A 24,804-nucleotide genomic window follows, 5' to 3' on the forward strand; every position below is an offset into this window, starting at 1 on the left:
ATCCGGACCCTGCCTGTGTGTGTCGCGTGAATTAGTTGGCCGGCAGCACGAAGGCCGAGTCAACCGTGATGGTGACCTTGTCGCCCACCAGCACGCCGCCGGCTTCCAGTGCGGCGTTCCAGGTGATGCCGAATTCCTTGCGGGAGATCTGCGTGGTCGCAGAGAAGCCGGCACGGGTGGCGCCGAAGGGGTCAACCGCCATGCCGCCGAATTCGACGTCGAAGACCACGGGCTTGGTGGTGTCCTTGATGGTCAGCTCGCCGGCCAGCTGGAACTCTTCCGGAGTGCCTTCCACGCTGGTGGCCTTGAAGGTCATCTCCGGGTACTGCTCTACGTTGAAGAAGTCTTCGCCCTTGACGTGGGCGTCGCGGTTGTCATCGTTGGAGTCGAACGAGGCGGTCTTCACGACGGCCTCGACGGAGGAAGCGGCCAGGCTGTCGCCGACCACGAGCGTTGCATCCGCGTCGGTGAACTGGCCGCGCACCTTGCTGATGCCGGCGTGGCGGACGACGAAGCCGACCTCGGTGTGGGACTGGTCGAGGTTCCAAGTTCCTGGGGTGAGCTGAACGGCCATTAAGTGCCTCCTGGTTGAAGTTAGGATGTGAAGCCCGGGTGAACTCCATGCTTATGCATTTACCGTAACACCTGATAGTTGAAGAGTCAACCAATGGCCGGTGAACGGCAGGCAACGATGCTTCGCCCCGCGCGGGACGCCGCCCTGCCAACAGCCATGGTGGTTGTCCTGCGCCCTGCTTCGGGTAGATGATCGGAGCAGGGCACGAAGCCATCCCTTCGGAGACATCCAACCCGTCATCGAGCGAAGGACACGGCATGGCAGCACCGCCAGCCACTAAGGCCACGCTGACCGGGTGGACGCCGGCCATGCTGGCGGGCATCGCGTCGGCGGCCGCGCTCTTTGCCACAGCGGAACTGGCGGCAGCTTTTTTCGGCCCGGCCGCCTCCCCCTTCGGCTCTGTGGGCGCCGCCGTCGTGGAACTCTCCCCGTTCTGGCTGACCGAATTCGCCATTTCCACTTTCGGGACGGCGGACAAACTGGTGCTGTTCATCGCCATGGCGATCGTTGCGGTGCTGATCGCCGCCGCGGCCGGCCTGCTCGCGGCCCGGCGCTGGACCGCCGGCGCGCTGGCGGTGGTGTTGCTCGCGGCGGGCATGGCGGCCTGCGTGCTCACCCGCGCCGGGGCCGTGCCGGCCGATGCCATTCCGACGGCGCTGGGAACCGCGGCGGGCCTGCTCTGCCTGCGCCGGCTGATCAGTCTCCTGCCCCGGCCCACGGCCTTGTCCGTGGGCGACGCGGCCGTCATGCCGGAAGTTCCGGACCGCCGCCGCTTCCTGGCGAACGCCGCGGCGGTGGCGGGTGTCGCCGTCGTCATGGGGATCGCGGCCGGCGCCGCTTCGGCGGCGCGGAACACCGCACGGCAGGTGCGCCAGGCACTGGGGCTGCCGGCCCCCGCGCGGCCGGCCGGGCCATTGCCGGAGGACGTGCAGTCGCCGGTGGACGGAGTGGTTCCCTTCGTGACCCCCAACGAGGAGTTCTATCGCATCGACACTGCGCTGATCGTCCCGTCGGTAGATCCGGGGCAATGGCAGCTGCGCGTCCACGGACTCGTTGAGGAAGAGTTCAGCATCAACTTCCAGGAGTTGCTGGAGGCCAAACTCGTGGAGAGCTACACCACGCTGACGTGCGTTTCGAATCAGGTGGGCGGGGACCTGGCCGGCAACGCCCGCTGGCTGGGGTATCCGCTGCGCGACTTGCTGGCGCGTGCACGCCCGCTGCCGGAGGCGGACATGGTCCTGTCCACCAGCGTCGACGGCTTCACCGCTTCGACCCCCTTGGAAGTGCTGACCGACGGGAGGGACGCGCTGCTCGCGATCGGCATGAACGGGGAGCCCCTGCCGCTGCAGCACGGTTTCCCCGTGCGGATGGTGGTGCCGGGGCTTTACGGCTACGTGTCCGCGACCAAGTGGGTGGTCGACCTGGAGCTCACGCGGTTTGCGGACAAGGCCGCCTACTGGACCACGCGCGGCTGGTCGGACCGCGGTCCGATCAAGACGGCCTCGAGAATCGAGGTGCCTCGGCCCGGAGCCCGACTGGCGGCCGGCCGCCCCCTGGCCGTTGGGGGAACGGCCTGGGCCCAGCACCGGGGTCTGTCAAAAGTACAGGTGCAGTTGGACGACGGCGACTGGGTGGACGCCCAACTGGCGGCGGAGGCTTCCGTGGACACCTGGCGCCAGTGGTACTTTGTGCAGGACGACGTGCCGGCCGGCCCGCACCGGCTCCGGGTGCGCGCCTGGGAGGCGGACGGAACGCTGCAGACGGAGGCCGCGGCGCCGCCTGCTCCGGATGGCGCCACCGGCTGGCACAGCGTTGAATTCACCGTTGATTAACCGCCGGGTCATCTTCGTCACAGGGCTCGCGCCTGAAGCCCGGGATTCCGCCACCGGTCTGCAGGAGGCGCCCAGCTTCGGTTGCTATGCTCAATACCCCGCCTCCCGTTGCCGCAGGCGGCTGCCCGTTCCCAAGGCGGCACCGCCGTCGTTCCCGGCGCACCGATTTCCTACCGTTCACCTTCCCTTCCCTCCAGGAGACCCGCACCCCGATGACCAGCCCGGCAGTATCCGATCAGCACAAGGACCTCATGGACCGCAGGTACGACTCAGGCGTCGCCGACATTAATCGTCTCTGCGACGAACTGCGGGACCTGAAGCCGGGTACCGAGGTCTCTTACGTGGATCCAATCCACGACGCCGATGAATGCCGGATCGTGTCGCTCTACTCGAACATCGGGCACGCCTCTGACACGGGTTTCATCTGGCCGGGGGACCAGGAGGCAACGACGCGGATGCTCGGGCTGCAGTGGCAGCTCGGCCTGCGGCCCCAATATGTGATGCCGTGGAACGTGCATCCGTGGTTCACCCCGGGCGAGGCCAACGGCAAGCTCACCCCCGACCAGATCAACGCCGGCCTCAAGCCGCTGCTGAAGATGCTGACGCTGGTGCCGCGGGCCTCCGTGCTCGTGGCACACGGAACCGAAGCCCAGCGGCTGGCCGGCCTGCTGCTGAAGACCGAGAACCCGCTGCTTTGGCGGCGCGGCTTCAAGACGTACAAGGTTCGGGCGCTCAGCGGCCGGGCGTTCGCGGGTTCGCCGACCCGCCAGCAGGAATGGCTGGACGCGATGCACGAAGCCTATGCCGACGCCATGGCGCGCACCGGGCTGGGCCGGCCCGCCAAGTAGCACTGCGACCCGGCTGGCCGGCACCGCCGGTCCGGGCATCCAGCCCTCCCGTCTGGCGAAACAACCCCTCTCCCGCCATGGCGGCTGCGCCTCACCACGGCTAGCCTGAGCCTGGACGGGAGGAACAGCCATGCCGTTGTGGATGACCGCGTTTTCCGTAGGGGCGATGGGCGGTGCCGCGCTGGTGCTCGGATGTGCCGTCGCTTGGAAATGGGCCATTCCAGTCAAGGTTGTCTCGACTGTCATGGCCTTCGGCGCCGGCGTCCTTATTTCGGCACTTGCCTTCGAACTGGTCGACGAAGCGGTAACGACCGGCGGGATCGGCGCGACCATCGGGGGTTTCCTCGTCGGCGCCTGCCTCTTCGTGGCGACGAACGCCGTGCTGGCCGGAAAAGGGGCCAAGCACCGCAAACGGTCCGGCAATCAGCAGCCCGCCGAGGGAGATACCCCGGGCAGCGGCCTGGCGATCGCCGCCGGGGCCCTGCTGGACGGTATTCCTGAATCCCTCGTGCTGGGCCTCGGCCTCGTCGCCGGGGGAACAGTCAGCCCCGCAATGTTGGGAGCTGTGTTTATTTCCAACATCCCCGAAGGGCTCTCCAGCAGCGCCGGCATGAAGAAGGCCGGGCGGGGCGCGGGCTATGTTTTCGGCGTGTGGGGCACCATCGCCGTGCTCTCCGGAGCCAGCGCCTTGGTCGGTTACCTTGCGCTGCAAGACGCACCGGAGGAGCTCGTGGCGTTCATCAACGCGCTGGCGGCGGGCGCCATCCTGGCCATGGTCGCCGACACCATGATCCCTGAGGCCTTCGAAGAGCATCACATCCTCACCGGCCTCACGGCAGCGCTCGGGTTCGTGACGGCCCTGAGCCTCGACGCGCTTTAACCCGTCCACTGCGGCGATCCCCCGGCCACGCTACAACCCGGCCCAATGACGGTGATCATCAGCAGGCCGGTCATTGCGGGGAACCGGATGCGGAATCGACAAAATTCGCTCGTTCCCGATCAATGACGGATCTATACTGTGGAAGCGCCCCACGACAGGGCCCCGGGCAACGGGGCCCGCCCGGCCGGGGCGACAGGAGAAAATCGGTGCGCTGGTCGCTCGAACATACGGTCCCGGCTGTTGTCCCGAGGCCGGCTCCCCCGCCGCCGCTCCGCCGCGCGCTTAGCCGCTGGCTGTTGATGGACAAAGTTCCGCCGGTGGGCCGCGAAAGCGCAGCGCGCGGGACGCCCCATCCCTGGTGGAAAGTCGTGTGCCTGACAGGCGTTGACTACTTCTCCACGCTTTCCTATCTGCCCGGAATTGCCCTGATCGCTGCGGGACCGCTGTCGCCGCTGGCAACGCTGCTCATTGTGGGGCTCACCTTGCTGGGCATGCTCCCGCTCTACCGGCGCGTGGCGGCGGAGAGCCCACACGGCGAAGGCTCGGTGGCCATGCTCAACCGGCTCCTGCCGTTTTGGAAGGGGAAGGTTGTCATCCTCGTCCTGCTCGGTTTCGTTGCCACATCGTGGATTATCACCATCACACTCTCGGCCGCCGATGCAACAGTGCATTTGCTCGAGAATCCTTACGTTCCCGGCTTCTTGCAGGGCCACCCGGTCCCCGTCACCGTCGTGCTGCTGTTGGTCCTCGGGGGCATTTTCCTGATCGGATTCGGCGAAGCTGTAGCCATTGCCGTGCCCCTGGTGACCGCGTTTTTGATACTGAATTCGGCCGTCATCATGGCCGGCCTGTCGCTCATCGCGCAGGACCCCGGCCGCATCAGCGACTGGGCGCAGGCCATGGCCGCTGCCAGCCCCGGCCCGGGCAACCTGGCCTTGTCCCTGCTGCTGGCATTTCCTCTGCTGATCCTGGGCCTGTCTGGGTTCGAGACGGGCGTGAGCATGATGCCGCTCGTGGCGTCCGAGGGGCACACTCCCGCACAACGCCTCGCCTCGCGGGTCCGCAATACCCGGAAGATGCTGACGTGTGCTGCGGCTGTCATGAGCGGTTTCCTGATGGGCAGCAGCTTCGTGACGGCCGTCCTCATCCCGCCCGAGGCCTACGTCGCGGGCGGCCCCGCGGATGGCCGGGCCCTCTCCTATCTCGCGCACGCACTGTTCGGCGAGGGGTTCGGCACGATCTATGACGCGGCAACGGTCCTGATCCTGTGGTTCGCGGGAGCCTCGGCGATGGCCGGTCTGATCAACATCGTCCCGCGCTACCTGCCGCGCTTCGGGATGGCCCCCGAATGGACCAGCGCGATCCGGCCCGTCGTCCTGGTCTACACCGGGGTCAGCATCCTGCTCACCGTGGGTTTCGGGGCGGATGTCAATGCCCAGGCCGGAGCCTACGCCACAGGCATCCTGGCCATGATGGTGTCAGCGGCCGTCGCTGTCGCCTTCACGACTGCACGCCGCCACAAACGTCGCACCGCTGCCGGGTACAGCGCCCTCAGCCTGGTGCTGCTCTACGCACTGCTGGCCAACGTCCTGGAAAAACCCGACGGCATCGGCATCTGTGGGCTGTTCATCCTCGGCATGGTCGGCGTCTCGCTCGTCTCCCGCGTCGCCCGCACCATAGAACTCCGCGCCGAGCGTATCGAATTCGACCACGCTGCCCGGCGGTTCATCAGCGATTCCTTGGACAACGACGGCTCGCTGAACATCATCGCCAAGCGCCGCCCCGGCAATCACGACGATTACAGTGCCAAGGAAGACGCGCAGCGGCACATGAATCCGGTCCCGGGGACAGCCGACGTCCTGTTCCTCGAAGTCGACATCGTGGACCCCTCAGCCTTCGCCAAGGTGCTTCGCGTCCGTGGCATCGACGTCGGCGGCTACCGGGTGCTTCGTGCGGAAAGCCCCGCGGCCCCTAATGCTATTGCCGCCATCCTCCTGGCCGTGCGGGACGCAACGGGTGTGCGTCCCCATGCCTATTTCGAATGGTCTGAAGGCAATCCGCTCGGCCACCTGTTCCGCTATCTGCTCCTGGGAGAGGGAGACACGGCTCCCGTAGTGCGCGAAATCATCAGGCAGAATGAGCCTGACCCTGCCCGCCGGCCCGGGATTCATGTAGGCGGATAGCGGCGGCGGAAGCAACCTCTCATCGACGCGACGCAGCACGCCGCCGTCGTTGGGCGCACGGCGGCCGGAGGGCGGTCACGCCCGGGCACGAGCATTGCGGTCGCTTTGGGTGGCGGCTAGATTACTTGCATGTCTCAGGAACCAGGGATGGGAGTGCCTGGAGCTCAGGGAACCGGGGGAATGTCCGGCGAACCGGAACGTCCAGCGCCGCCGCGTCCGCAGATGTCCGACCTCACGCCGCCTCCGATCATCGGGACCTTGGTGCCGCCGCCTGCTGTCAAGAGGGTCCGCGTCTTGTGGATCCTCAGTTTTGTTTCGGGACTGATTGCGGGGATCTTTGCGTACTTTGCCCAGGACGAGATCCTCAAGCACCTGCGCGGGCTCATCAACGGCTTGGAGCAGGGCGCGGACGAGGAGACCGTGGAAGCCCTCGCGGTGGTGGTTTTCTGGGGAACCCTGGGCCTGCTGGCGCTCGTCATTCTGATCGAGGCCGTGCTGCTGCGGGCCCTCCTGCGCCGGCACGGCAAGGTGCGCTTCGTGCTGCTCGCCATGCTGTTCGTCCACGGGGCGGTGACCCTGTTGGCCGACGAATTCCTGGCCGCACCCGGCGATCAGGAATTAGGCATCAGGATCATGCTCGTTCTGCAGCTGGTGCTAGCCGGCGCGGCGGTAATCGCCAGCGTCCTGCGCGCGGCCAACCAATGGTTCCGTGCCGAGCACCAGGGGCGACGAGGCAGGCCTCCCGCCTGAAGCAGGCTGCATACCTGCCAACAGCTCCTCGCAGCTGCGAATGACGGTCTGGCAAACCTCGGCGACGGCCCGGCCACGCAGCGGATCGCCGGCTACGGCGTGCCAGCGTCTCAGGCACGCCACGGCGTGCTCCCGCAGGACCTCGCCCGGTGCGTCACGAGGCAGTCCCAGGCGTTCGGGTGCCGAAACGCCTTCGCCGCCGATCAGCCGTTCAGCTTCGGCGGCCAACTCCGACTCCAGCGGCAGCCCGGTGGTGCGGGCGGCCGCCAGCAGACGCAGTTCACGGAAGGCGTGGGCGCTGGCGAGCAGCCGTTCCAAGCCGGCCGCGACTCCGGCGGCGCCCGGGCGGGGATGGTCGTTCAGCAGCTTTTCGACGCCGATCAGGGCCGTCCGGGCCTTCAGCTGTCCGGCCCGGGCTTGGAACTGCCCGGTCATCACGGCCAGCAATTCGTCCAGCCCGCTGCGGCGGGCCAGTTCGTGGGCCAGCGCGGTCGGCTCCGAGATGCCTCCACGGAGCAGCGCGGCTGCCAGCCGGAGCCCGAAGAGCCCGAACCTGTCCAGCAACTTGGCCCGCGCTTCCGGCGTGGCGGACAGCGGACCTCCCGGGCGGACGAAGCGGTCGGCGGACAGCAGGAGCATCTCCCGTTCCCGCCTGTCCAAGGCAGCCAGCTCGGCGAGGACGGCGTATTCCGCCTGCCGCAGGCTGCGCGCCGACTGGGCCAGCAGGCCGGCGATCGGCACTACCCCGAGGGCCAGTGAACGCAGCGCGCCGTCACGGCGGTACCGTGCCGCGATGTCCCGGGCGGAGAGCATGGCGTCGATCCGGCCGGACCCAACCTCGTCCGCACGGGACAGTACCGCCAGCGCGTTGACGGTGCCGCTCTGGCCGGCCGCGGTATCACGGAAGGACTCCAAAAAACCCAGGTCGGACGCGTGCAGGTGCCGCAGCAGGTAGATGATCGCGTCGGCCTCCGAGGGTGCGTCGGCCGGCGTCAGGAAATCGGTGGAGCGGGCCGACACGTCCCGGGAGAGCGAGGCAATGCCAGGCGTGTCGATCAAAGTCAGGTCCCGCAAGGTTCGGGACGGCCAGTCCACCACGAGCCTGTCGACGTCCTCTGCCTGGATCCCGCCTAGCTCGAACACCAACCGGCCGTCGGCGCGCTTGGTCGGTAAGTCCCGAGGCGCTCCAGAACGCGGGTGCAGGGTGATCCGTGGAGTGTCGCCAAAGCGATACCAGGTGACCACCCGGGTGCACTCTCCCGTGTCGGTCGGCGCAATCTCTTCACCGATAATGGCGTTGAGCAGTGTCGACTTGCCCGCTTTGACCATGCCCGCGATGGCGATCCGCAGCGGCTCGTCGAGCCGGCGCGCATACTCCTCCAACACCCGACGCACGGCCGGTTCGTCGCGGTAGGCTTCAATCGCTTCCCGGACCAGCCCGCGCGCCGCTTCGACATCAGCTCCGGCTGCCGCGGTATTCATGCCTGTCCAGCCAAGTGCGGGGCAGCGTCCAGCGCCAATGCCTGCTTTCGCAGCGACTCCACGAGTGCGAGGGACGCCTTGAGCTCCCTGATCCGCAGGTCGCGTTCCTGGTGGAACCGGCTTGCCGCCTTCTGTGCCGCCAGTACCGAATCCGCCAGCGAGCGGTGGTGCTCTTCGGCCAGTTCGGTGAAGTGGTCGCGGGTGGCCCGCTGGACGATCCTGAGCCGGTCCTTGAGCTGCTTGCCCACTTGGAACACGACCTCATCGACTTGTTTCCGGACCAAGGCCTTGGCCTCCGATTGGCGGCGCTTCAACCGGGCCTCCTTGTCTTCGCGGTAGGCCTTGCCCCCCAGCAGCAGTCCGGCACCGACCGAGATCGGGTTGATCAGCGCCATGCCCACGATCCCGGTGAGGAGGCCGAACATCAACACACCGCCGTACGAACCGCGCATGCCGATCAGTATTTTCTGGACCGGTCCCAGGCGGCCGGCATCCAGGTCCGGGATCCCCTCGACCGGGTCGAGCACGTTTTCCGTGGAATCGACCTGCAGCAACGGCAGGGTCACGTCGTCCTGGTTGAAGTGCTCGGCGACCTTTTCCGCCAGCCACAGCGACCGTTCGTTCGTCCACACGAAGGTGTCGGACACGGCCGCGGCCACCCGCTGTTCCAGCCAGTGCACAAACTGCTCCCACTGCGGACCGGGATCCCCGGCATCGATGGATTGCTCGGCGTCCCGCAAGATGCTGCGCAGCCGGTCTCGCAAGTCGTATTCCATATCGGCGATGAGATCGCTCATGCCGTCATTGAGCGTGACCTGCCAGCGGGAAGAACGACGGCGGAGCTCGTCGGCGCGTTCCTTGGCCGTTTCCAGCCCGGCCAGCATCTGCGGGGTGCCGTCCGGATTCTCCAGCGCGCTCAGTTCCGCCTTCAGCGACAGCCGCAGATGGTCCATGGCGGACACCAGGTCCTGCGCCACGGACCGCCTCTGGAGCCGCTCGGTCTGGCCCAGGATCTTCTGCCGGAGGTAGGCTACCAGCTCCGGAAATCCCGATTCGGCGTTCAGTTCGCCGTCGCGCGTTTCGGCCGCCCGGAGGCGCAGTTCCGAGGAGATCGGAATCAGCGGCATGTCTGCGCCGATCCGCTTCAAATGGCCCCTGTCCAGTTCGGCCACGCGGCGCCATTGCGGGTACATATCTGTCTTGGACAGGACGCCGGCGACGTTGGGGCAAATCCGTTGCGCCTGCCGCAGGAACCGGATCTCCGGTTCGGTGAACTCCTGGGATGCGTCCGAGACCAACAGCACCGCGTCCGCCGTCGGCAATGCTGTCAGCGTGGTGAGGGTATGGGCCGAGTCCAATCCCCCGACGCCCGGCGAGTCCACCAGGGCGAGTCCGCCGTGCAGGACCTTCCGGGGCAGAGAGACTTCCGCGGCTGCCAGCCGGCGCTCGTTGCCCGGATTCCCCCGTTCCGAGACGTGCTCGGCGAGCTCGTCCAAGGCGACCGGTCGACGCTCCAGTTCAACATCCCCGTCGCTGGAACCGGTGCGTTCCTTCGGCACCAGGATCACGGCCGAGGCAGGCTCCCCGTGCTTTACCACCGTCGGCACCGAGGTGGCGACGTCGTCGTCGATGGGACAAACCGGAGCATTGACCAGCGCGTTGATGAGCTGGCTTTTGCCCTGCTTGAATTCGCCGACGACGATCACCCGGGTGGTCGGATCCTGCAATCGCTTGCGGGTCTGCTCCAGGCGCCGCTGCAAGTCTGCGCGCTCACCTTTCTTGGCCAATTCCAGGCCTTGATCCACCAGCTTGACGAGCTCGACCACCGTATCCCCTTTTGATTTCCGGCCGCGCGGCCGGACCGTGACACTGTCCAGCAGGAGGTCCCCCGGCCTCCTGCTGGACAGCTGAACTGTCGTGATTCAGTTATCGGATCGGTTAGAAGTCCACCTCTTCGGCAACAACGCTGTCTTCGATTTCCACTTCGTTGTCCGCGACGATGACGGAATCGTTGACGGAGTTGTCTGTGAACTCGGCGTCGATGTCCGCATCCACCTGCACGTCCGTGTTCGTGGAGTTGTCGTTGAACGAATCCTCGACCTCGACCTCGTTGTACGAGTCCTCGATCTCGACCTCCTTGTTGAAGGAGTCCTCCACGTTGATGTCGGTGTTGGTGGAGTTGTCCTCGTTGAAGGAATCCTCGACCTCGATCTCAGTGGTGTTGCCGTTGTACGAGTCCTCGATTTCCACGTTAGTGGAGTTGTCGGTCGAGTTATCCGTCGAGTTGTCGGAGTTGTCGTTGAACGAGTCTTCCACCTCGACGTCCACATCAACATCCGTGTTGTAGGAGTCCTCATTGTAGGAGTCCTCGTTGTAGGAGTCCTCGTTGAAGGAATCCTCAACGTTGAAGGAGTCCTCGACGGAGATGTCGGTATCCCCGACGGTCACGTCGCCCTCGATGTCACCGGTGGTCACCGTGGTTGAGTTATCTGTCGAGTGATCCTCGGAGTTATCCGTCGAGTTATCCAGGGTGGCGTCGCCGCCGGCCGCAACAGAGTCGTCGCCCGAGGCGATCACGGCGTCGTTGTCGAACCACTGGTTGACGTCGCCGTCGGCCCAGATGTTCTGGTTGACGGACTGGTCCGTGATGGTGTCCCGATCGTCGATCGTAGAGGTGTACGAGTAGTTGTTCACGATGTGCGTCAGTTGCTGCACAGCGTGGGCGTGGTCATCATGATCGTTGCCCCTGCCGCCGCCGTGACCGTGGTCATCGTCGTCATGGCCGCCGCCCCCGTGGCCGCCGTCGTGACCGTGGCCGCCTCCGCCGTGGCCCCCGCCACCGTGGCCGCCGCCCCAGCCACCGCCATTGTTGCCGGAGTTGTCGCTGGACCAGTCGCCGGTGTCGCCGCCGGAGTGGTTGCCGCCGGTGTTGTACTCGCGGTCGAAGGACGAGCTGGCATCCACGGGAGCGTAGTCGAGGATGACCGGCATGATGGCGTCCACATCATCGGAGCACACGTCGCCCAAACCGGCCTCGGCGAGGGCGGCATCCGGGTCTGCCTGGAATTCGGCGGCTGCCCGCGGATCACGGAGCAGATTCATGATGAATTCGAGAAGAGAGCTTGCGAGCGTAGGCATTATGTGAATCCCCATTCTTATTCCTACTGGATCTGGCCAAAAACTATGGATGGTGGCCCGCCGAGCTGAATTGCTTGGCTTGATTCAAAGCTACGGCCGGGCTGCTGTCGCCCGCATCGGGGCTTCCTCCCCCGCCGCCCGCCCCCTCCAGGGGGATCGCGGTAGCCGGGGACTAGGTAGGGAGGGGTCCCAAGCCCGGAAGTCCGCGGAACTACTGCGGGGAACCGTCTTCGCCGAGCGCAAGCCGCAACTGGGTCAGCAGCTCGGCGCGGTTCGAAGCCCCCAGCCTCCGGCGGATACGCGCTATGTGGTGCTCGGCGGTACGCGGCGAAATAAAAATCGCGGCCCCGATCTCCCGGTACGTCTTGCCCTCCAGCACCAACCGGGCGACTTCGCGCTCCCGCTCGCTCAAGACGGCGCTTTCTTGTCCCTGTGCTGCTCCGGTGGGGACCGCTGCCTGCCCGCCGTGCTCGGCGCCAGTGACCTCGGACGGCGCGTCCATGGTCCCGCGCGTGCCGGGATGAAGGTCCCTGGCGCAAGCCAGGAGGCGGCTCATGTCCTTGCGCTCGTCCGCGTGCGCTGCCGCATGCCCCGCGAGGCGCGCCCCGTCCCAGGTGAGGCCGACGGATGCGAGCGCGCGGGCGGACTCCTCCACCAGCTTCGGATCGATCCTGCCGGCCAGCACCGTCACCCACGCCCGGCCGGCCGCCGCGAGCACGCCCGCCAGTCGGTACGTCCCCGAGGCCCGCACCAGCGCCGAGGCATGCGGGGCGAGCTCGCTGGGGCTGTCCGCCAAAAGCGCTGCCTGGACCGCATACCAATGCAGCGAGGTAGACCACAGCGCCGGTTCGCCCAACCTCCCCAGCAGCGCCCACGCCTCCGTCAAATGCGGCTGCAGCCTCGCGGAATCACGCAGGCGGGCAGCGGCTACCGCCAGTTCGCCCAGCGGCAAAAGGCTGTAGAGATCGACGGCGACGTGCAGCAGCCGGCCCCTCGCCCGGTCCCAGGCGCGTACCAAGGCGGCGGTGTCATCGGTTCGCCGCGCCAGCCCGACTTGCAGGGCGTCCAGCAACAATTCGTCGCGCGGGGTGGGACGGATTCCGCTGGCGGTCGCCTCTGCGATGGCAGCCCCGGCGCTGTCCGGGTGGTCCTGCAGCATGGAGACCCAGGCCCGCAGGAGCAGCAGCCTCAACCGGGCCGCCGGGCCTCCCTGGCGTCCGCGCAGTGCGTCGTCGAGGACGGCTGCCGCTACGGGGAGCTCACCGCTGTGCAGGGCCACCAAGGCCGCGAGGGCGGCCGGGCTGTCCGGCAGCGGAATGGCGGCGCCGGAGGCCGTGAGCATGTCGGAAGCCCGCACCAGGGCCGGCAGCGCCTGCTCGGGGTGCTCGCCGATGGACGCGGCGATGCCTTGTCCCATCAACGAGACGGCCACGTTTGTCAGGGTTGGCGAGTTGTCGGCATGGTTGCCGGCAAGCAGGCTTCGAGCCTCGTCGGGGTCACCCGTACCGATCATGACGACGGCGGCCAGAGCCCTGGATGCCTCCGTTGCGGGTGATCCGAGCCACCGGTAGACCTGGGCGCTGCGCGCCAGCATGCCACGCTGCGCCCACAGCGACGCCGCCACGTCCGCTCCGCGGAGCCTGTCCGGTGCCTCCGGCCGGGCCAGGAGCCGGTCAAGGATGCGGCCGGCTGTTTCGAGGTCTCCGGAGGCCAGGGCCGCCTGGGCCCGGCGCGCCGCCGTTGCCGCTTCGTCGGCGCCGGCTGCCGCCGCTTCGTCGTACAGTGTCGCGGCCACCCGGGGCTCGGAAGCCAGGACGCCGTCGCCGGCGTCTTCGAGGACGCGGACCACGCGTGGATCCTGGAGTCCGCCCCGAACCAGTCCACGGGCCACGTCAACGGGCGCCGGTGCGGTGTTGTTGGCTAAACAGTCGGCCAGGGCCCGCTGGGTGGCCCGGACGTGGTGCTGCGGGGTGACGTGAAGCAGGACGTTGCGCATGAGGGGAGCAAGGTTTCCCTCGGGCAGCACCAACCCTGCGGCCGTTGCCTGCGACATCAGGGGCCCGATGCCGCCAGGCAGCTCCCGCAGTCCGGAAGGCAGCGGCCCGGCTGGATCGAAACCGACGGCCAGGGCCAGCAGCAGCTCCCGAAGGTTGGGTTCCAGCCGTTCGAGCTCGTGGCCCACATGGTTGACCAACCCGCCGAACTTCACCGGATCTGATGGTATGGGGCGGGCGTCGTCGATTGCTTCCAACACATGCTGAACCAGCCAGGGCAGGCCGCTTGTCAGCCGGAAGACCTGGTCAATGACGGGAGCAGGAAGCCGGTCCGGGCGGGCAGCCGCTGCATGGCGGGCGATGTCCTGACGCGTCCAAGTCCCCAACAAGACCGGCCGCCGGTGCGCCTCCAACACCGCCGTCAGCCGCTGCAGCGCCGGCAACTTCGGCCACGACCGGTACGCGACCACAAGATTCACGTTCTGCTCGTCGGCCAACCGATGGACGCGCTCAAGTTCGGCGTCGTCCAGCTGGTGGGCGTCGTCGATCAGTACCGTGGTGCCTTCGTCCACAGGGTCTTGCCCCAGCGCTTGCCTGCCCGAGCTGACGGGGACTCCTGCTTCCTCATAGGCCGCCGCCAGGTTTTCCAGCAGCAGGCTCTTGCCCGATCCTCCCGGGCCGGACACGGTAGCCAGTAAGCGCGACGTGGGTTCCGCCGCGGCTTCCGTCAGCAGTTGCGCGGCATCCCGGTTCACCAAACGGCGTGCCGCCGGCTGCGCCGGTGTCGCACCTGTCATGCCGGCCCCGGAGCGGGCGCATCGGTGGGGTCACCCGACGGTGCCGGCGGCTGCGTCGGGTCCACCCAGGCCGGCGCGGTCGGCGGAGGATCGACGACCACCGTCTCTGACGGTGTTGATGAGGGCTCGGGCGCGGGCTCCGGGGCAGGTTCCGGCGCGGGGTCGGGGGCCGGAGACGGCACCGGATCCGGCTCCGGTGCCGTTGTCGGCACAGTTGGAACACTCGGTTCCGGCTCGGGGGCGGGAGGTTGGGGAGTCGTGCCTGGCTGTGGTGTCGCGGGCGGCCCGGGGGTTCCCGTGGGTCCCGGAGCAGGAGTGTTGGTGCCGTTGTCCGGGTTCGATCCCGGCCGCTGCCCGGAATCGCCGGCCGGCGTAGACACGCCGCCTGGGCGCGTCGATGGTTGGCCGTTCGGCGTCGTCGTCGCCTTGTCCTGCGCGTAGGTCGCCTGGTCCTGCGCGAAGCCGGCGGTGCCGCCATAGCCCGGTGAGCCTCCCGGGCTCGGAGCCGCTGCGCCGGAGGACGTTGCGGCTGGGTTTTCCCAGAAAACCACGGGGCTCATGCCAGGCTGTGCCGGTTCAGCCGCCATCACGGAATTGGCCGGCCCGGCCCCTGCGCTTCCCTCCGGAGCTCCCCCGGGTACGTAGCCGTTCCGTTCCGCGGTGCTGCCTTGGGCAACGCCCGGTTGGGAGCCGAACAGGCCGAATTCGTGAGGGCTTTGGGCGGCGGTTGCCGTCAACGCCGTGAGGGCCGCGACCGCCACTGTTACGGCAGCGGCGCGCATCGCCAGCACGGGTTTCCGCGAGGTGCCGGCGGCTTCCACCGCGGACGCGGCGTGGGCGTGGAAGTGTGGTTGCGGAAAGGCGCGGCCTTCGGCGGCGACGGCTTCCGGCACCGGCTGGGGCTCCGGCTCCGCAGCGTGTTCGGGGGGCAGCGCGAGCCTGTTTCGGGCCGCGAAGTACGCGGCCCCCAGGCTGATGGCGGCCTTCGGGTCCGCATCCACGGCGAGGGGACGGTTCAGTTCGGCGGACAGCAATTGGGCCACCAAGGGGATGCGGGACGAGCCGCCGGTTAAGAGGACCGCGGTGAGGTCCTCGGCGTCCACTTGCGCTGCGTCGAGGGCCCGGCGCAGGGAGCGGAGCGTGTCCCGCACCAGCTCCTCGATCATGCCCTCAAACTCGGACCGCACCAGGCGGACGCCTGTCTGCAGCTCCGGCAGCAACACAGGGATTGTTGCCTCGGAATCGGCCGAAAGTGCTTCTTTGGCTTCGACGCATTCCCGCCGGATACGGTCCAGCGCCACGCGTGCTTGTGTCGAGGCGGGGTCCACCGCGCTCAGTCCGCCGTCCAGGCTGGCGACGACGTGCGCGAAGACGATGTCGTCGACGTCAGCTCCGCCCACCCGCTCCAGGCCTTCCGGTTTGCCCAGCAGCGTGAATGAGGCTGCGTCACCCTTGTGCAGGACTGCCGCGTCGAAGGTACCGCCGCCGAAGTCATAGACGGCGACCAGGCTCCCCGTGCCCACGCGGTTCTGGGAGGCGTAATGGAGCGCGGCTGCTTCCGGCTCGCTCAACAACATGACGTCGGTGAGCCCGACGCCGGCCAGGGCGTCGCGGATCAGTCCGGTCTTGTAGTCACCCCAGCTGGCCGGATGCGACACCAATACGGCTTCCGGAGCTTCGCCTTCACGTTCCCGGGCGCGGTCTACCACCCACCGGACGACGGCGGCGAAAATGTCCTCAGGTGCGACGAACAGGTCTCCGACCATCATCGGCACCGGGTCGCCGATCCGCCGCTTGAATTCTCGAACCACCCGGTCAGGGGACGTCGTGCCCCGCCGTTCGGCCGCCTCGCCGACCAGGACTGCGCCGTCTTCACCTACATAGATCACCGACGGCACGGCCGCCGCACGTGAACCCAAGTGGACAGCCTGCGGCTGCTGAGGCTTTCGGTCTCCGCTCCCGTATCGCGCTGTCGCTGCTGCCGTGAAACTTGTGCCGACATCGACACTCAGTACATAAGCCATGAATCCCCTCAGGTACGTCCAGCAAGGAACGTCCCCCACCGCTTCTTTATACTGTCTCCAGAGTCATGCTCTGCTTCCCCCTAGGCGGGCGGTATCCATCCGCCCGTGTCCCCATGAAGCCGCCGCGAATGACGCCCTCAGCCGCCGCCAACCGCAGTTCCCCATACTTGGATCCGGCGTCCTTCAGAAAGCCGTTCCGGTACATTCAGCCTAGGAGGGGTGAGGGGCTTAGACAAGGGAATGGCTCCCCCGTTTCGGAGGCGTGAGCAACACGAAATTTTGGTTAATGGTTTAGTCCTTGGTCCGCCTACTTCCTTGGTCTCGCAACCCTCCAGTGATACATATGCGAAGTCGCGTACCTTGCGTCGCCTAGTCGCTGAAGGGTCAGGATCATCAAGCGATCACGGCGGGTGCATACAATGATTTTCCGTCCATCCGACCCCGGAGCACCATGAAAAATAAATGCGGCGAATCCGGTTCCTTACGGACTTATGGCGTGTTTTTGCGCGGCATTAACGTGGGAGGCATCCGGATTGCCATGAAGGACTTGCAGCGGGTCCTCACCGAAGCCGGCTTCAGGCAGGTGGAGACCGTCCTCGCCTCAGGCAACGTCGTGCTCTGCGCGGAGACCGACGACCCCGGTGTGGTCAAGAAAAGAGTCGAAGCGAGCTTGCGGACGGCTTTCGGCTACGACGCCTGGGTCATCGTCAAGACCCCCAGCGAGCTGGCGGCCATCGTCGAGGGCTACCCGTTCACCCCGGCCGACGACGGGGTTCCCCGGCACGCTTACGCGGTGCTCACCACGGGTGAGGATGTTGTGGAACAACTGCTCGAGGACTGCCCGGACCTTTCGCCCGAAGAACGCGCGTCGCCGGGGGGCGACGTCCTGTACTGGGAGGTGCCCAAAGGCAACACCCTGGAGTCCAAGCTGTCCCAGCAAATGGCCAAAACCATGTACAAGCCGGTGACGACCACCAGGAACCTCAACACGTTGCACAAGGTGCTGGCCAGGTTCCGCAGAGAGGGCTGAGGCGGCCCCTGCTACCGAGGGAGGACTGGAACCCTTTGAACTCATCCTCCCGGGGGATAGCCGCGGCGCCGGTGCGATTCTAGACTCGACATTGTTGCGGCCTTCGCGGCGGCCGGCGGCCGGGCACGGCCAAGGAAGGGGGATCCTATGCTGTTCGACTCGGTCACATGGATAGCGGCTGCCGTCTGTGCCGGGCCATTTGCCCTCTTCCTGGCAGTCGGAGCGCTGGTCAGCGTCTGGCGGAGCAAGCGGCAGCGGCCGGCGAAAGCAGGGTGGTCCCTGCTGGTACTGGCGTTGCCCATCCTTGGTCCTCTGGCGTGGTTCCGGACGGCATCCCGTCGGGCAGCCGCTCAGGCGCCCCAGCCGGACACCGGGCCGGTGAAGCAGGCGACGGAGACCTCTGTTCCCTAAAGGCCCGCACCCGAAAACGGCCAGCGGTTCCGCGGAACGGATGGAACATGTCCCGCCGGGTATCGGTCCATGCAGTATCCGTGTTGGACGCGCTTCCGCGAAGGTCCTTACGCTTCTGGCATGACCACCCGTACGGCCGTGCCCGCCGATGCCCCCACACCCGCCGACGGCCGGCAGGTTCTTCAGGTTGGACCGGTGAACCCCGTTGTCGCCGCCGCTTTGGCGGATGAGTTCGACGCACTGTTGCTCCCGGACGGCCCGGAACGCGGCGAATTCCTGCTGCGGCACGCCGCCGGCATCCGTGTGGCGGTGTGTTCGGGCCGCCAGGGCGTCGGCGCCGACCTGATGCGCCGGTTGCCAAACCTCGAAGCCATCGTGAACTTCGGCGCCGGCTACGACGCCACCGACGTCGACCAGGCAAAGGAACGCGGCATCCGCATCAGCAACACCCCGGATGTGCTCACCGATTGCGTGGCCGACACTGCGCTGGCCCTCTATCTGGATGTGCTGCGCCGAACCAGCGCCGCCGACCGGTTCGTCCGCCGCGGCGAGTGGGCCTCGACCGCGTCCTACCCGCTGACCACGCGGGCCTCCGGCAGGAAGGTCGGCATCCTCGGCCTGGGCCGGATCGGCCGGGCCATCGCCAAGCGGCTGGAAGCGTTCGACTGCGAGATCCACTACCACAGCCGCCGCGCCGTCGAAGACTCCGGCTACGCGTTCCACTCCTCCCCCGCCGAACTCGCCGAGGCCGTCGAGGTGCTCGTCATCGCCGCTGCCGGAGGCCCGGCAACGGTCAACCTGGTCGACGCCGGGGTGCTGGCCAAGCTCGGCCCGGGAGGCTACCTGATCAACATCGCCCGCGGCGCCATGGTGGACGAACACGCCTTGGTCTCCGCCTTGGCCGGAGGACGTCTGGCGGGCGCAGGGCTGGACGTCTTCGCCGCCGAACCGCAAGTTCCGGCCGCATTGATGGAGCTGGAGAACGTGGTCCTGTTACCGCACATCGGCAGCGGCACCCGTGAAACCCGCGCCGACATGGCCGCCTTGACATTGGAGAACCTGCGCAGCTACCTGCGCGAAGGCTCGCTGGTAACCCCGATCGACTGATTTCGTGCCGCGGCCCGCCGTCGGGCATGCCGGGCCCGACGGCGGAAACCGGGTTGGCTCTGGCAAGGGTCGCTTGGTCGATACTTGTATAACAAGTACTGGACCTGTACTATCAGCGCAGTAGTCATCCCCGTAAGGACCGTCATGCCCTACAGCCCCGATGCCATCCGGCACGTCAAGCTCTCCACTGCCACGCTGCCGCTGGCCACGCCCATCTCCGACGCCAAGGTCTTTACCGGGCGCCAGAAGCCCATGACGGAAGTCGTCTTCCTCTTTGCGGAAATCACCACCGCGCAGGGACACGAGGGCCTGGGCTTCAGCTATTCGAAACGGGCCGGCGGCCCGGCGCAATACGCCCATGCCAAGGAAGTCGCCGAGGCAATGCTCGGCGAGGACCCCAACGACATCGCCAAGCTCTACAACAAGCTGCTCTGGGCCGGCGCGTCGGTGGGCCGGTCCGGCGTCGCCACCCAGGCCCTGGCCGCGCTCGACATAGCGCTCTACGACCTCAAGGCCAAGCGGGCAGGGCTCCCGCTGGCCAAGTTCCTCGGCGCCCACCGGGACTCGGTCCGGACCTACAACACCTCCGGCGGCTTCCTCAACGCCTCCATCGACGAGGTGAAGGACCGCGCCAGCCGTTCCCTTGCCGACGGCATCGGCGGCATCAAGATCAAGGTCGGCCTGCCGGACTCGGCCGAGGACCTGCGCCGTGTCGCCGCGGTCCGCGACCACATCGGCGACGGCGTGCCGCTGATGGTGGACGCGAACCAGCAGTGGGACCGGGCCACCGCACTCCGGATGGGCCGCCGACTGGAGCAGTTCGACCTGGTCTGGATCGAGGAACCGCTGGATGCCTACGACGCCGAAGGCCACGCCGCACTGGCCGCCGCCCTGGACACCCCAATTGCCACCGGCGAAATGCTGGCCTCGGTGGCCGAGCACGAACGCCTGATCGCCGCCCGTGCGTGCGACATCATCCAGCCCGACGCTCCCCGGGTCGGCGGCATCACGCAGTTCCTGCGCCTGGCCACGCTGGCGGACCAGGCCGGGCTGGACCTGGCGCCCCACTTCGCGATGGAGATCCACCTCCACCTGGCCGCCGCCTACCCGCGCGAGCCGTGGGTAGAGCATTTCGACTGGCTGGACCCGCTGTTCAACGAGCGACTCGAGACCCGCGACGGCCACATGCTCGTGCCTGACCGTCCAGGACTTGGTTTCACGTTCAGCGACCAGGCCCGCGCCTGGACGACGGACAGCGTCAAGTTCGGCCTCGCCTAACCGCGCCGCGCGCATGCCCCATCACGACGGCGGTGCCCCGCACCGCCGTCGTTGCCCCACCTGCCCCAAAGGAAACCGGAGCGATGAAACCGAACCTGACGGCCACCTTGGTTGCCGACCTGCGCAGGCGCATTGTCGACGGCGATATCGCTCCCGGCGACAAGCTGCCCAGCGAGAACACGCTGATCGCAGAGCACGGCGTGAGCCGCACCGTGGTGCGTGAGGCCATCACCCGGCTGCAGGCGGAGGGACTGGTGCACACCCGGCGCGGCAGCGGGAGTTTCGCGCTGACACCGCCGGCGGAAGCGGAGGGACCCCGGGGCCTCCGGCCCGTGCGGACCCTGGAGGACCGGAGGGCGCTGGTGGAGTTCCGCACCGGCGTCGAAAGTGAAGCCGCGGGCCTGGCCGCCGTGCGCCGGACCGACCGGCAGTTGACCGCCCTGCGTACCGCACTTGAGGATTTCTCCCGCTCCGATGCCAACCCTGCGGCCGCCCTGGCCCACGACTTCGAGTTCCACCGCACCATGGCCGAAGCCAGCGGCAACCCGTTCCTGCTGGATGTGATCGCGGCCCTCGGCCCGGCCATGATCGCCATGCCGCGCTACCGGCTGGAGGCCAGCGGATCCGAAGCCGAAACCTCCCGCCTCTCGGCCGTGGCGTCCGAACATGCGGCGGTGCTGGCCGCGGTGGAAGCCGGCGATGCCCTGGCCGCGGCTGCCGCCATGCGCACTCATCTGGTCAATTCGCGGCATCGGCTGGACCGCGAGTCCGGCCACTGATCCCCTTACCGCCCCGCACCTACCCCTCTGGCATCACCCTCGTTCGCCGCTGAAAGGCCGCCATGGCAGCATCCACCGATGGTCCCGTTGAAGAGTTCGACGTTGTGTTGATCGGTGCCGGCATCATGGGCACCACGATCGGCACCCTGCTGAATGAACTGGAACCTTCGTGGAGCATCGCCCTGATCGAAGGATTGGATGAGGCCGGACTGGAGAGTTCCCACGCGTGGAACAATGCCGGCACGGGGCATGCCGGTCTGTGCGAATTCAATTACACGCCGCGCCGTCCGGACGGCAGCGTGGATGAAGGCGGCGCCATCGCCATCAACCAGCAGTTCCAGGCGTCGCTGCAGTACTGGGCCCACCTGGTGGAAGCCGGACGGCTCAACGAACCGGCCGGCTTCATCCGGCCCGTGCCGCACTTCGGCTTCGCCCGCGGCACGGAGGGAGTGGACTACCTGCGCGCCCGGCACCGGGCCCTGTCCCCGCACCCGTTGTTCGGCGACACCGTCTACAGCGAGGACCCGGAGCAGTTGGCGCGGTGGCTTCCCCTGATGTTCGCCGGACGCCCGGCAGGCGCCCCCGTCGCGGTCACCCGGAATTCCGGCGGCACCGATGTGGACTACGGTGCCATCGCCGGCCAGCTGGCCTCGGCGCTCACCGCCCGCGGTGCCACGGTGGCCTTCCGGCACCGGGTAACCCGCCTGCGCCTGGCCGGGAACCGCTGGATAATCGACGCCGCAACCCCCTCCGGTCACCGCCGTTTCCGGGCGAAGCAAGTGTTCGTCGGCGCGGGCGGCGGGACCCTGCCGCTGCTTCAAGACGCCCGCATCCCGGAGGTTCGACGCTACGCAGCTTTTCCCATCAGCGGCCAGTTCCTGCGCACCTCAAACCCGCACTTGGTGTCCCGGCACCGTGCCAAGGTGTACGGCCACGCAGCACCCGGCACGCCGCCGGTGTCCGTGCCGCATCTGGACCTGAGGATCGTCGACGGCCGGGAGTACCTGCTGTTCGGCCCGTTCGCGGCATTCTCGCCGCGCTTCCTCAAGACCGGGTCGTTCGGCGACCTGCCGCGTTCCATCACACGGGGAAACCTGGGGACCCTGCTGTCGGCTGCCGGGAACAATGCGGCGCTGGTCCGGTATCTGGTCCGGCAAATCCTGCAGTCCGCTGACGCCCGGCTGGACGCGCTGCGGGCCTTCGTACCGCAGGCGGACGGCGCCGATTGGGAGTTGTCGACGGCCGGGCAGCGCGTGCAGACCGTTAAGCGCGTGGACGGCCGCGGTTCGATTGCCGGCTTCGGCACGGAGGTGGTTGTCAGCGCCGGCGGCACCCTGGCCGGGTTGTTGGGCGCCTCACCCGGAGCGTCGGCATCGGTTTCCATTGCGCTCGATGTCCTGCGTTCCTGCTTCCCCGAACGTTTCGGTGGCTGGCGGCCACGGTTGCGGGAGTTCCTGCCCGCCCTGGGCAGTCAGGGTTCCCCGCGGCCGCCATCGGCCGCGGGCGGACGGGCCCGCGCCGTGCTGGGGCTGAATGCCGCGGATGGGGGCTGATTCCGGAACCTGATGCGCCGCCGTGACCGGCCGAGGGTGCGGGGTCGCAGCTGGCTCCCTGCCGGAGCTTCGGCACGCGGCGGTGCCGCAGTGCAACGGAAGCGGCAGCAGATCGGGTCTGCTGCCGCTTCCGTTGCTGCGCGGTCCGATCTGCCGTGGTTGGCGGTCTCTACTCCGCTGCCTTGACGGCCAGTACGGGCCGGTCCGCCTGCAACAGGATGCGCTGGGCGTGCGAACCCATGATGAACTTGCCCACCTGCGTGCGCTGGCGTAGGCCGATGACAATGAGCGAGACCTCGCGTTCGCTGGCGAGCTCAAGGATCTCGTCGGCCAGGTCGTCGCGGTGGGTGGGGCGCAGCACTTCCGCGGCCACGCCTGCCTCATCGGCCGCCGACTTCAGGCGCAGGAGGTCGTTCTCCGACGCCACGGTTTTATCCACCAGCGCCCCTTCACGGGTGGAGTTGACGATCAGCAGGTCTTCACCGCGGAGCTTGGCTTCCGCGATGGCGGCGGACACGGCCGCCTCTCCCACGGGGGTGGGTACATAGCCGACGAGGATGCTCATGCGTTCTCCTTGGTTTCGGTGCGGGCTTCGGTACGGGAGTTTTTCCGGCGATCCATCGCCGACTTGACCATCGGCCAGACGGCGACCACCACGAAGACCACCAGCAACGTGGCGGAGATCGGTCGGGTCATGAATCCCGCGACGTCTCCTTGGAGCACCAGCAGCGAGCGGCGCAGGCTGGATTCAAGCAGTGAACCCAGCACGAAGGCCAGCACCAGGGGTCCCGGCTCGAACCCGGACTTCTTCATCAGGTAACCGACCGCGCCGAAGAGGACCACCAGCAGCACATCGAACATCGAGTTGCGGATGGTGTATGCGCCCAACAAGGTGATCAGCGCGGTGATGGGAGCCAGGATGGCGGCGCGTACCCGCAGGATGCGGACGAACAGGCCGACCAGCGGGATCGACATGATCAGCAGCAGGATGTTGCCGATGTACATGGAGTTGACCACGCCCCAGAACAGCTCGGGATCCTCGGTCATCAACTGCGGTCCCGGGGTCACGCCCTGGATGAGCAGGGCGCCGAAGATGATGGCCATCGTGGCGTTGGCGGGAATGCCCAGCGTCAGCAGCGGGATGAAGGAACTGGTGGCCGCCGCGTTGTTGGCTGTTTCCGGACCGGCGACGCCTTCGATGGCGCCCCTGCCGAAACGCTCCGGGTTCTTCGCGCGCTTCTTCTCCACGGCGTAGGCTGCCAGTGAGGAGATGGTAGCGCCGCCGCCGGGCAGAATGCCGAGGAAGAAGCCGAGCACGGAGCCGCGTCCGATGGCACCGGAGGACTGCTTAAGGTCCTTCCTGGACGGCCACACGTTGGCCACGGCCGCCGGCGCTTGCGCCGCGCGGTGGCGTTCTTCCAGGTTGTAGAGAATCTCGCCGACGCCGAACAGGCCCATGGCCACCGGGACAAAGTCGATGCCGTCGGCCAGGCTCAGGTTGCCGAAGGTAAACCGTTCGGCACCGGTGAAGATGTCCCGGCCCACGGTCGCGAGCAGCAGGCCGAACGCGGCCGCGATCAGGGCCTTGACCTTGGCGCCGTTGCTGATGGTGGCCACCAGCAGGATTCCTACCAGGGCGAGCGCCGTGTACTCCGGCGGGCCGAAGTCGAGGGCGAAGCCGGCCACCAGCGGCGCCAGGAAGGTCAGCCCGACGATGGCGACGGTGCCGCCGATGAACGAACCGATGGCCGCGATGCCCAGGGCGGTGCCGGCCTTGCCCTGCCTGGCGAGCTGGTAGCCGTCGAAGACGGTGACCACGGAACTGGCCTCGCCCGGCAGCCGCAGCAGCACCGAGGTGATGGTGCCGCCGTACTGCGCGCCGTAGAAGATGCCGGCCAGCATGATGATCGCGGTGACGGGCTCGATCCCATAGGTCAGCGGCAGCAGGATGGCGATGGTGGCTGCCGGGCCCAGGCCGGGCAGGACACCGATGAGCATGCCGATGACGACGCCCAGCAGGCAGTACAGCAAGTTGGAGGGGTCAAGGACAACGCCGAAGCCGTTGATGACCGGTTGCAGGAAATCCATGCGAGAACCTTTGGATCAGTGGGCAAGGGTGGGGCACGAGAATCCCAACGTGGCGG

Annotated in this window: 19 protein-coding genes; 11 read left to right on the forward strand and 8 right to left on the reverse strand. The window is 67.5% G+C overall.

Annotated elements, in window-relative coordinates; all coding sequences use genetic code 11:
* Positions 1-31: 31 nt before the first annotated feature.
* Positions 32-574, reverse strand: coding sequence for a YceI family protein (locus AC5RUP_RS00960; RefSeq protein WP_494065087.1), 543 nt, complete (start codon positions 572-574; stop codon positions 32-34).
* Positions 575-831: 257 nt separating this feature from the next.
* On the opposite strand from AC5RUP_RS00960, the gene AC5RUP_RS00965 reads away from it, so the two are divergent.
* The 5 genes from AC5RUP_RS00965 (at position 832) to AC5RUP_RS00985 (ending at position 7,067) form a co-directional block, all read left to right on the forward strand.
* Complete coding sequence (locus AC5RUP_RS00965; protein ID WP_494158217.1) at positions 832-2,406, forward strand: molybdopterin-dependent oxidoreductase; 1,575 nt, start codon at positions 832-834, stop codon at positions 2,404-2,406.
* A gap of 212 nt (positions 2,407-2,618) precedes the next feature.
* A complete protein-coding gene (locus AC5RUP_RS00970) occupies positions 2,619-3,254 on the forward strand; it encodes a uracil-DNA glycosylase family protein (RefSeq protein WP_494065089.1) in 636 nt (211 codons plus the stop codon).
* Positions 3,255-3,384: 130 nt separating this feature from the next.
* Positions 3,385-4,134, forward strand: a complete 750-nt coding sequence (locus AC5RUP_RS00975) for a ZIP family metal transporter (RefSeq protein ID WP_494065090.1) — start codon at positions 3,385-3,387, stop codon at positions 4,132-4,134.
* A 299-nt stretch (positions 4,135-4,433) separates the two neighbouring features.
* Positions 4,434-6,317, forward strand: a complete 1,884-nt coding sequence (locus AC5RUP_RS00980; RefSeq protein WP_494153967.1) for an APC family permease — start codon at positions 4,434-4,436, stop codon at positions 6,315-6,317.
* A gap of 222 nt (positions 6,318-6,539) precedes the next feature.
* Complete coding sequence (locus AC5RUP_RS00985) at positions 6,540-7,067, forward strand: hypothetical protein (protein ID WP_494158218.1); 528 nt, start codon at positions 6,540-6,542, stop codon at positions 7,065-7,067.
* On the opposite strand, the gene AC5RUP_RS00990 is transcribed toward AC5RUP_RS00985, so the two are convergent.
* The 5 genes from AC5RUP_RS00990 to AC5RUP_RS01010 all read right to left on the reverse strand — a co-directional run bounded on the left by AC5RUP_RS00990 (position 6,972) and on the right by AC5RUP_RS01010 (position 16,397).
* Positions 6,972-8,549, reverse strand: a complete 1,578-nt coding sequence (locus AC5RUP_RS00990; protein WP_494153969.1) for a dynamin family protein — start codon at positions 8,547-8,549, stop codon at positions 6,972-6,974. The two genes, AC5RUP_RS00985 and AC5RUP_RS00990, sit on opposite strands and share 96 nt — an antisense overlap.
* Positions 8,546-10,375, reverse strand: coding sequence for a dynamin family protein (locus AC5RUP_RS00995; protein WP_494153970.1), 1,830 nt, complete (start codon positions 10,373-10,375; stop codon positions 8,546-8,548). The genes AC5RUP_RS00990 and AC5RUP_RS00995 overlap by 4 nt, the downstream gene beginning before the upstream one ends.
* Before the next feature lie 112 nt (positions 10,376-10,487).
* A complete protein-coding gene (locus AC5RUP_RS01000) occupies positions 10,488-11,687 on the reverse strand; it encodes an IniB N-terminal domain-containing protein (protein ID WP_494153971.1) in 1,200 nt (399 codons plus the stop codon).
* 211 nt (positions 11,688-11,898) lie between these two features.
* A complete protein-coding gene (locus AC5RUP_RS01005) occupies positions 11,899-14,478 on the reverse strand; it encodes a LuxR C-terminal-related transcriptional regulator (RefSeq protein ID WP_494158219.1) in 2,580 nt (859 codons plus the stop codon).
* The gene (locus AC5RUP_RS01010; protein ID WP_494132383.1) at positions 14,475-16,397 is read right to left on the reverse strand and encodes an Hsp70 family protein; all 1,923 of its coding nucleotides are present in this window, start codon (positions 16,395-16,397) and stop codon (positions 14,475-14,477) included. Before AC5RUP_RS01010 ends, AC5RUP_RS01005 begins: the two co-directional genes overlap by 4 nt.
* 556 nt (positions 16,398-16,953) lie before the next feature.
* Here AC5RUP_RS01010 and AC5RUP_RS01015 point away from each other — a divergent pair.
* The 6 genes from AC5RUP_RS01015 (at position 16,954) to mqo (ending at position 22,660) form a co-directional block, all read left to right on the forward strand.
* Positions 16,954-17,532 carry a DUF1697 domain-containing protein gene (locus AC5RUP_RS01015; protein ID WP_494132384.1) on the forward strand — a complete coding sequence of 193 codons (579 nt, stop codon included), beginning with the start codon at positions 16,954-16,956 and terminating at the stop codon, positions 17,530-17,532.
* A gap of 147 nt (positions 17,533-17,679) precedes the next feature.
* Positions 17,680-17,943, forward strand: coding sequence for a PLD nuclease N-terminal domain-containing protein (locus AC5RUP_RS01020; protein WP_494092707.1), 264 nt, complete (start codon positions 17,680-17,682; stop codon positions 17,941-17,943).
* A 120-nt stretch (positions 17,944-18,063) separates the two neighbouring features.
* Entirely contained in the window at positions 18,064-19,050 is a 987-nt protein-coding gene (locus AC5RUP_RS01025) for a 2-hydroxyacid dehydrogenase (protein ID WP_494153736.1), read from the forward strand.
* 144 nt (positions 19,051-19,194) lie between these two features.
* A complete protein-coding gene (locus AC5RUP_RS01030; protein WP_494132386.1) occupies positions 19,195-20,328 on the forward strand; it encodes an L-talarate/galactarate dehydratase in 1,134 nt (377 codons plus the stop codon).
* A gap of 83 nt (positions 20,329-20,411) precedes the next feature.
* Positions 20,412-21,107: a FadR/GntR family transcriptional regulator gene (locus AC5RUP_RS01035; protein WP_494153737.1), complete on the forward strand. Its 696-nt coding sequence runs from the start codon at positions 20,412-20,414 to the stop codon at positions 21,105-21,107.
* A 62-nt stretch (positions 21,108-21,169) separates the two neighbouring features.
* A complete protein-coding gene (gene mqo, locus AC5RUP_RS01040) occupies positions 21,170-22,660 on the forward strand; it encodes a malate dehydrogenase (quinone) (RefSeq protein ID WP_494153738.1) in 1,491 nt (496 codons plus the stop codon).
* A 169-nt stretch (positions 22,661-22,829) separates the two neighbouring features.
* Here the strand turns inward: mqo and AC5RUP_RS01045 are convergent, their stop codons facing one another.
* Together AC5RUP_RS01045 and AC5RUP_RS01050 are read right to left on the reverse strand one after the other, a co-directional pair.
* The gene (locus AC5RUP_RS01045) at positions 22,830-23,225 is read right to left on the reverse strand and encodes a universal stress protein (protein ID WP_494065103.1); all 396 of its coding nucleotides are present in this window, start codon (positions 23,223-23,225) and stop codon (positions 22,830-22,832) included.
* Positions 23,222-24,748, reverse strand: coding sequence for a tripartite tricarboxylate transporter permease (locus AC5RUP_RS01050; protein WP_494149803.1), 1,527 nt, complete (start codon positions 24,746-24,748; stop codon positions 23,222-23,224). The genes AC5RUP_RS01045 and AC5RUP_RS01050 overlap by 4 nt, the downstream gene beginning before the upstream one ends.
* Positions 24,749-24,804 lie beyond the last annotated feature (56 nt).

The sequence above is a fragment of the Arthrobacter sp. Y3223151 genome, assembly GCF_059091125.1.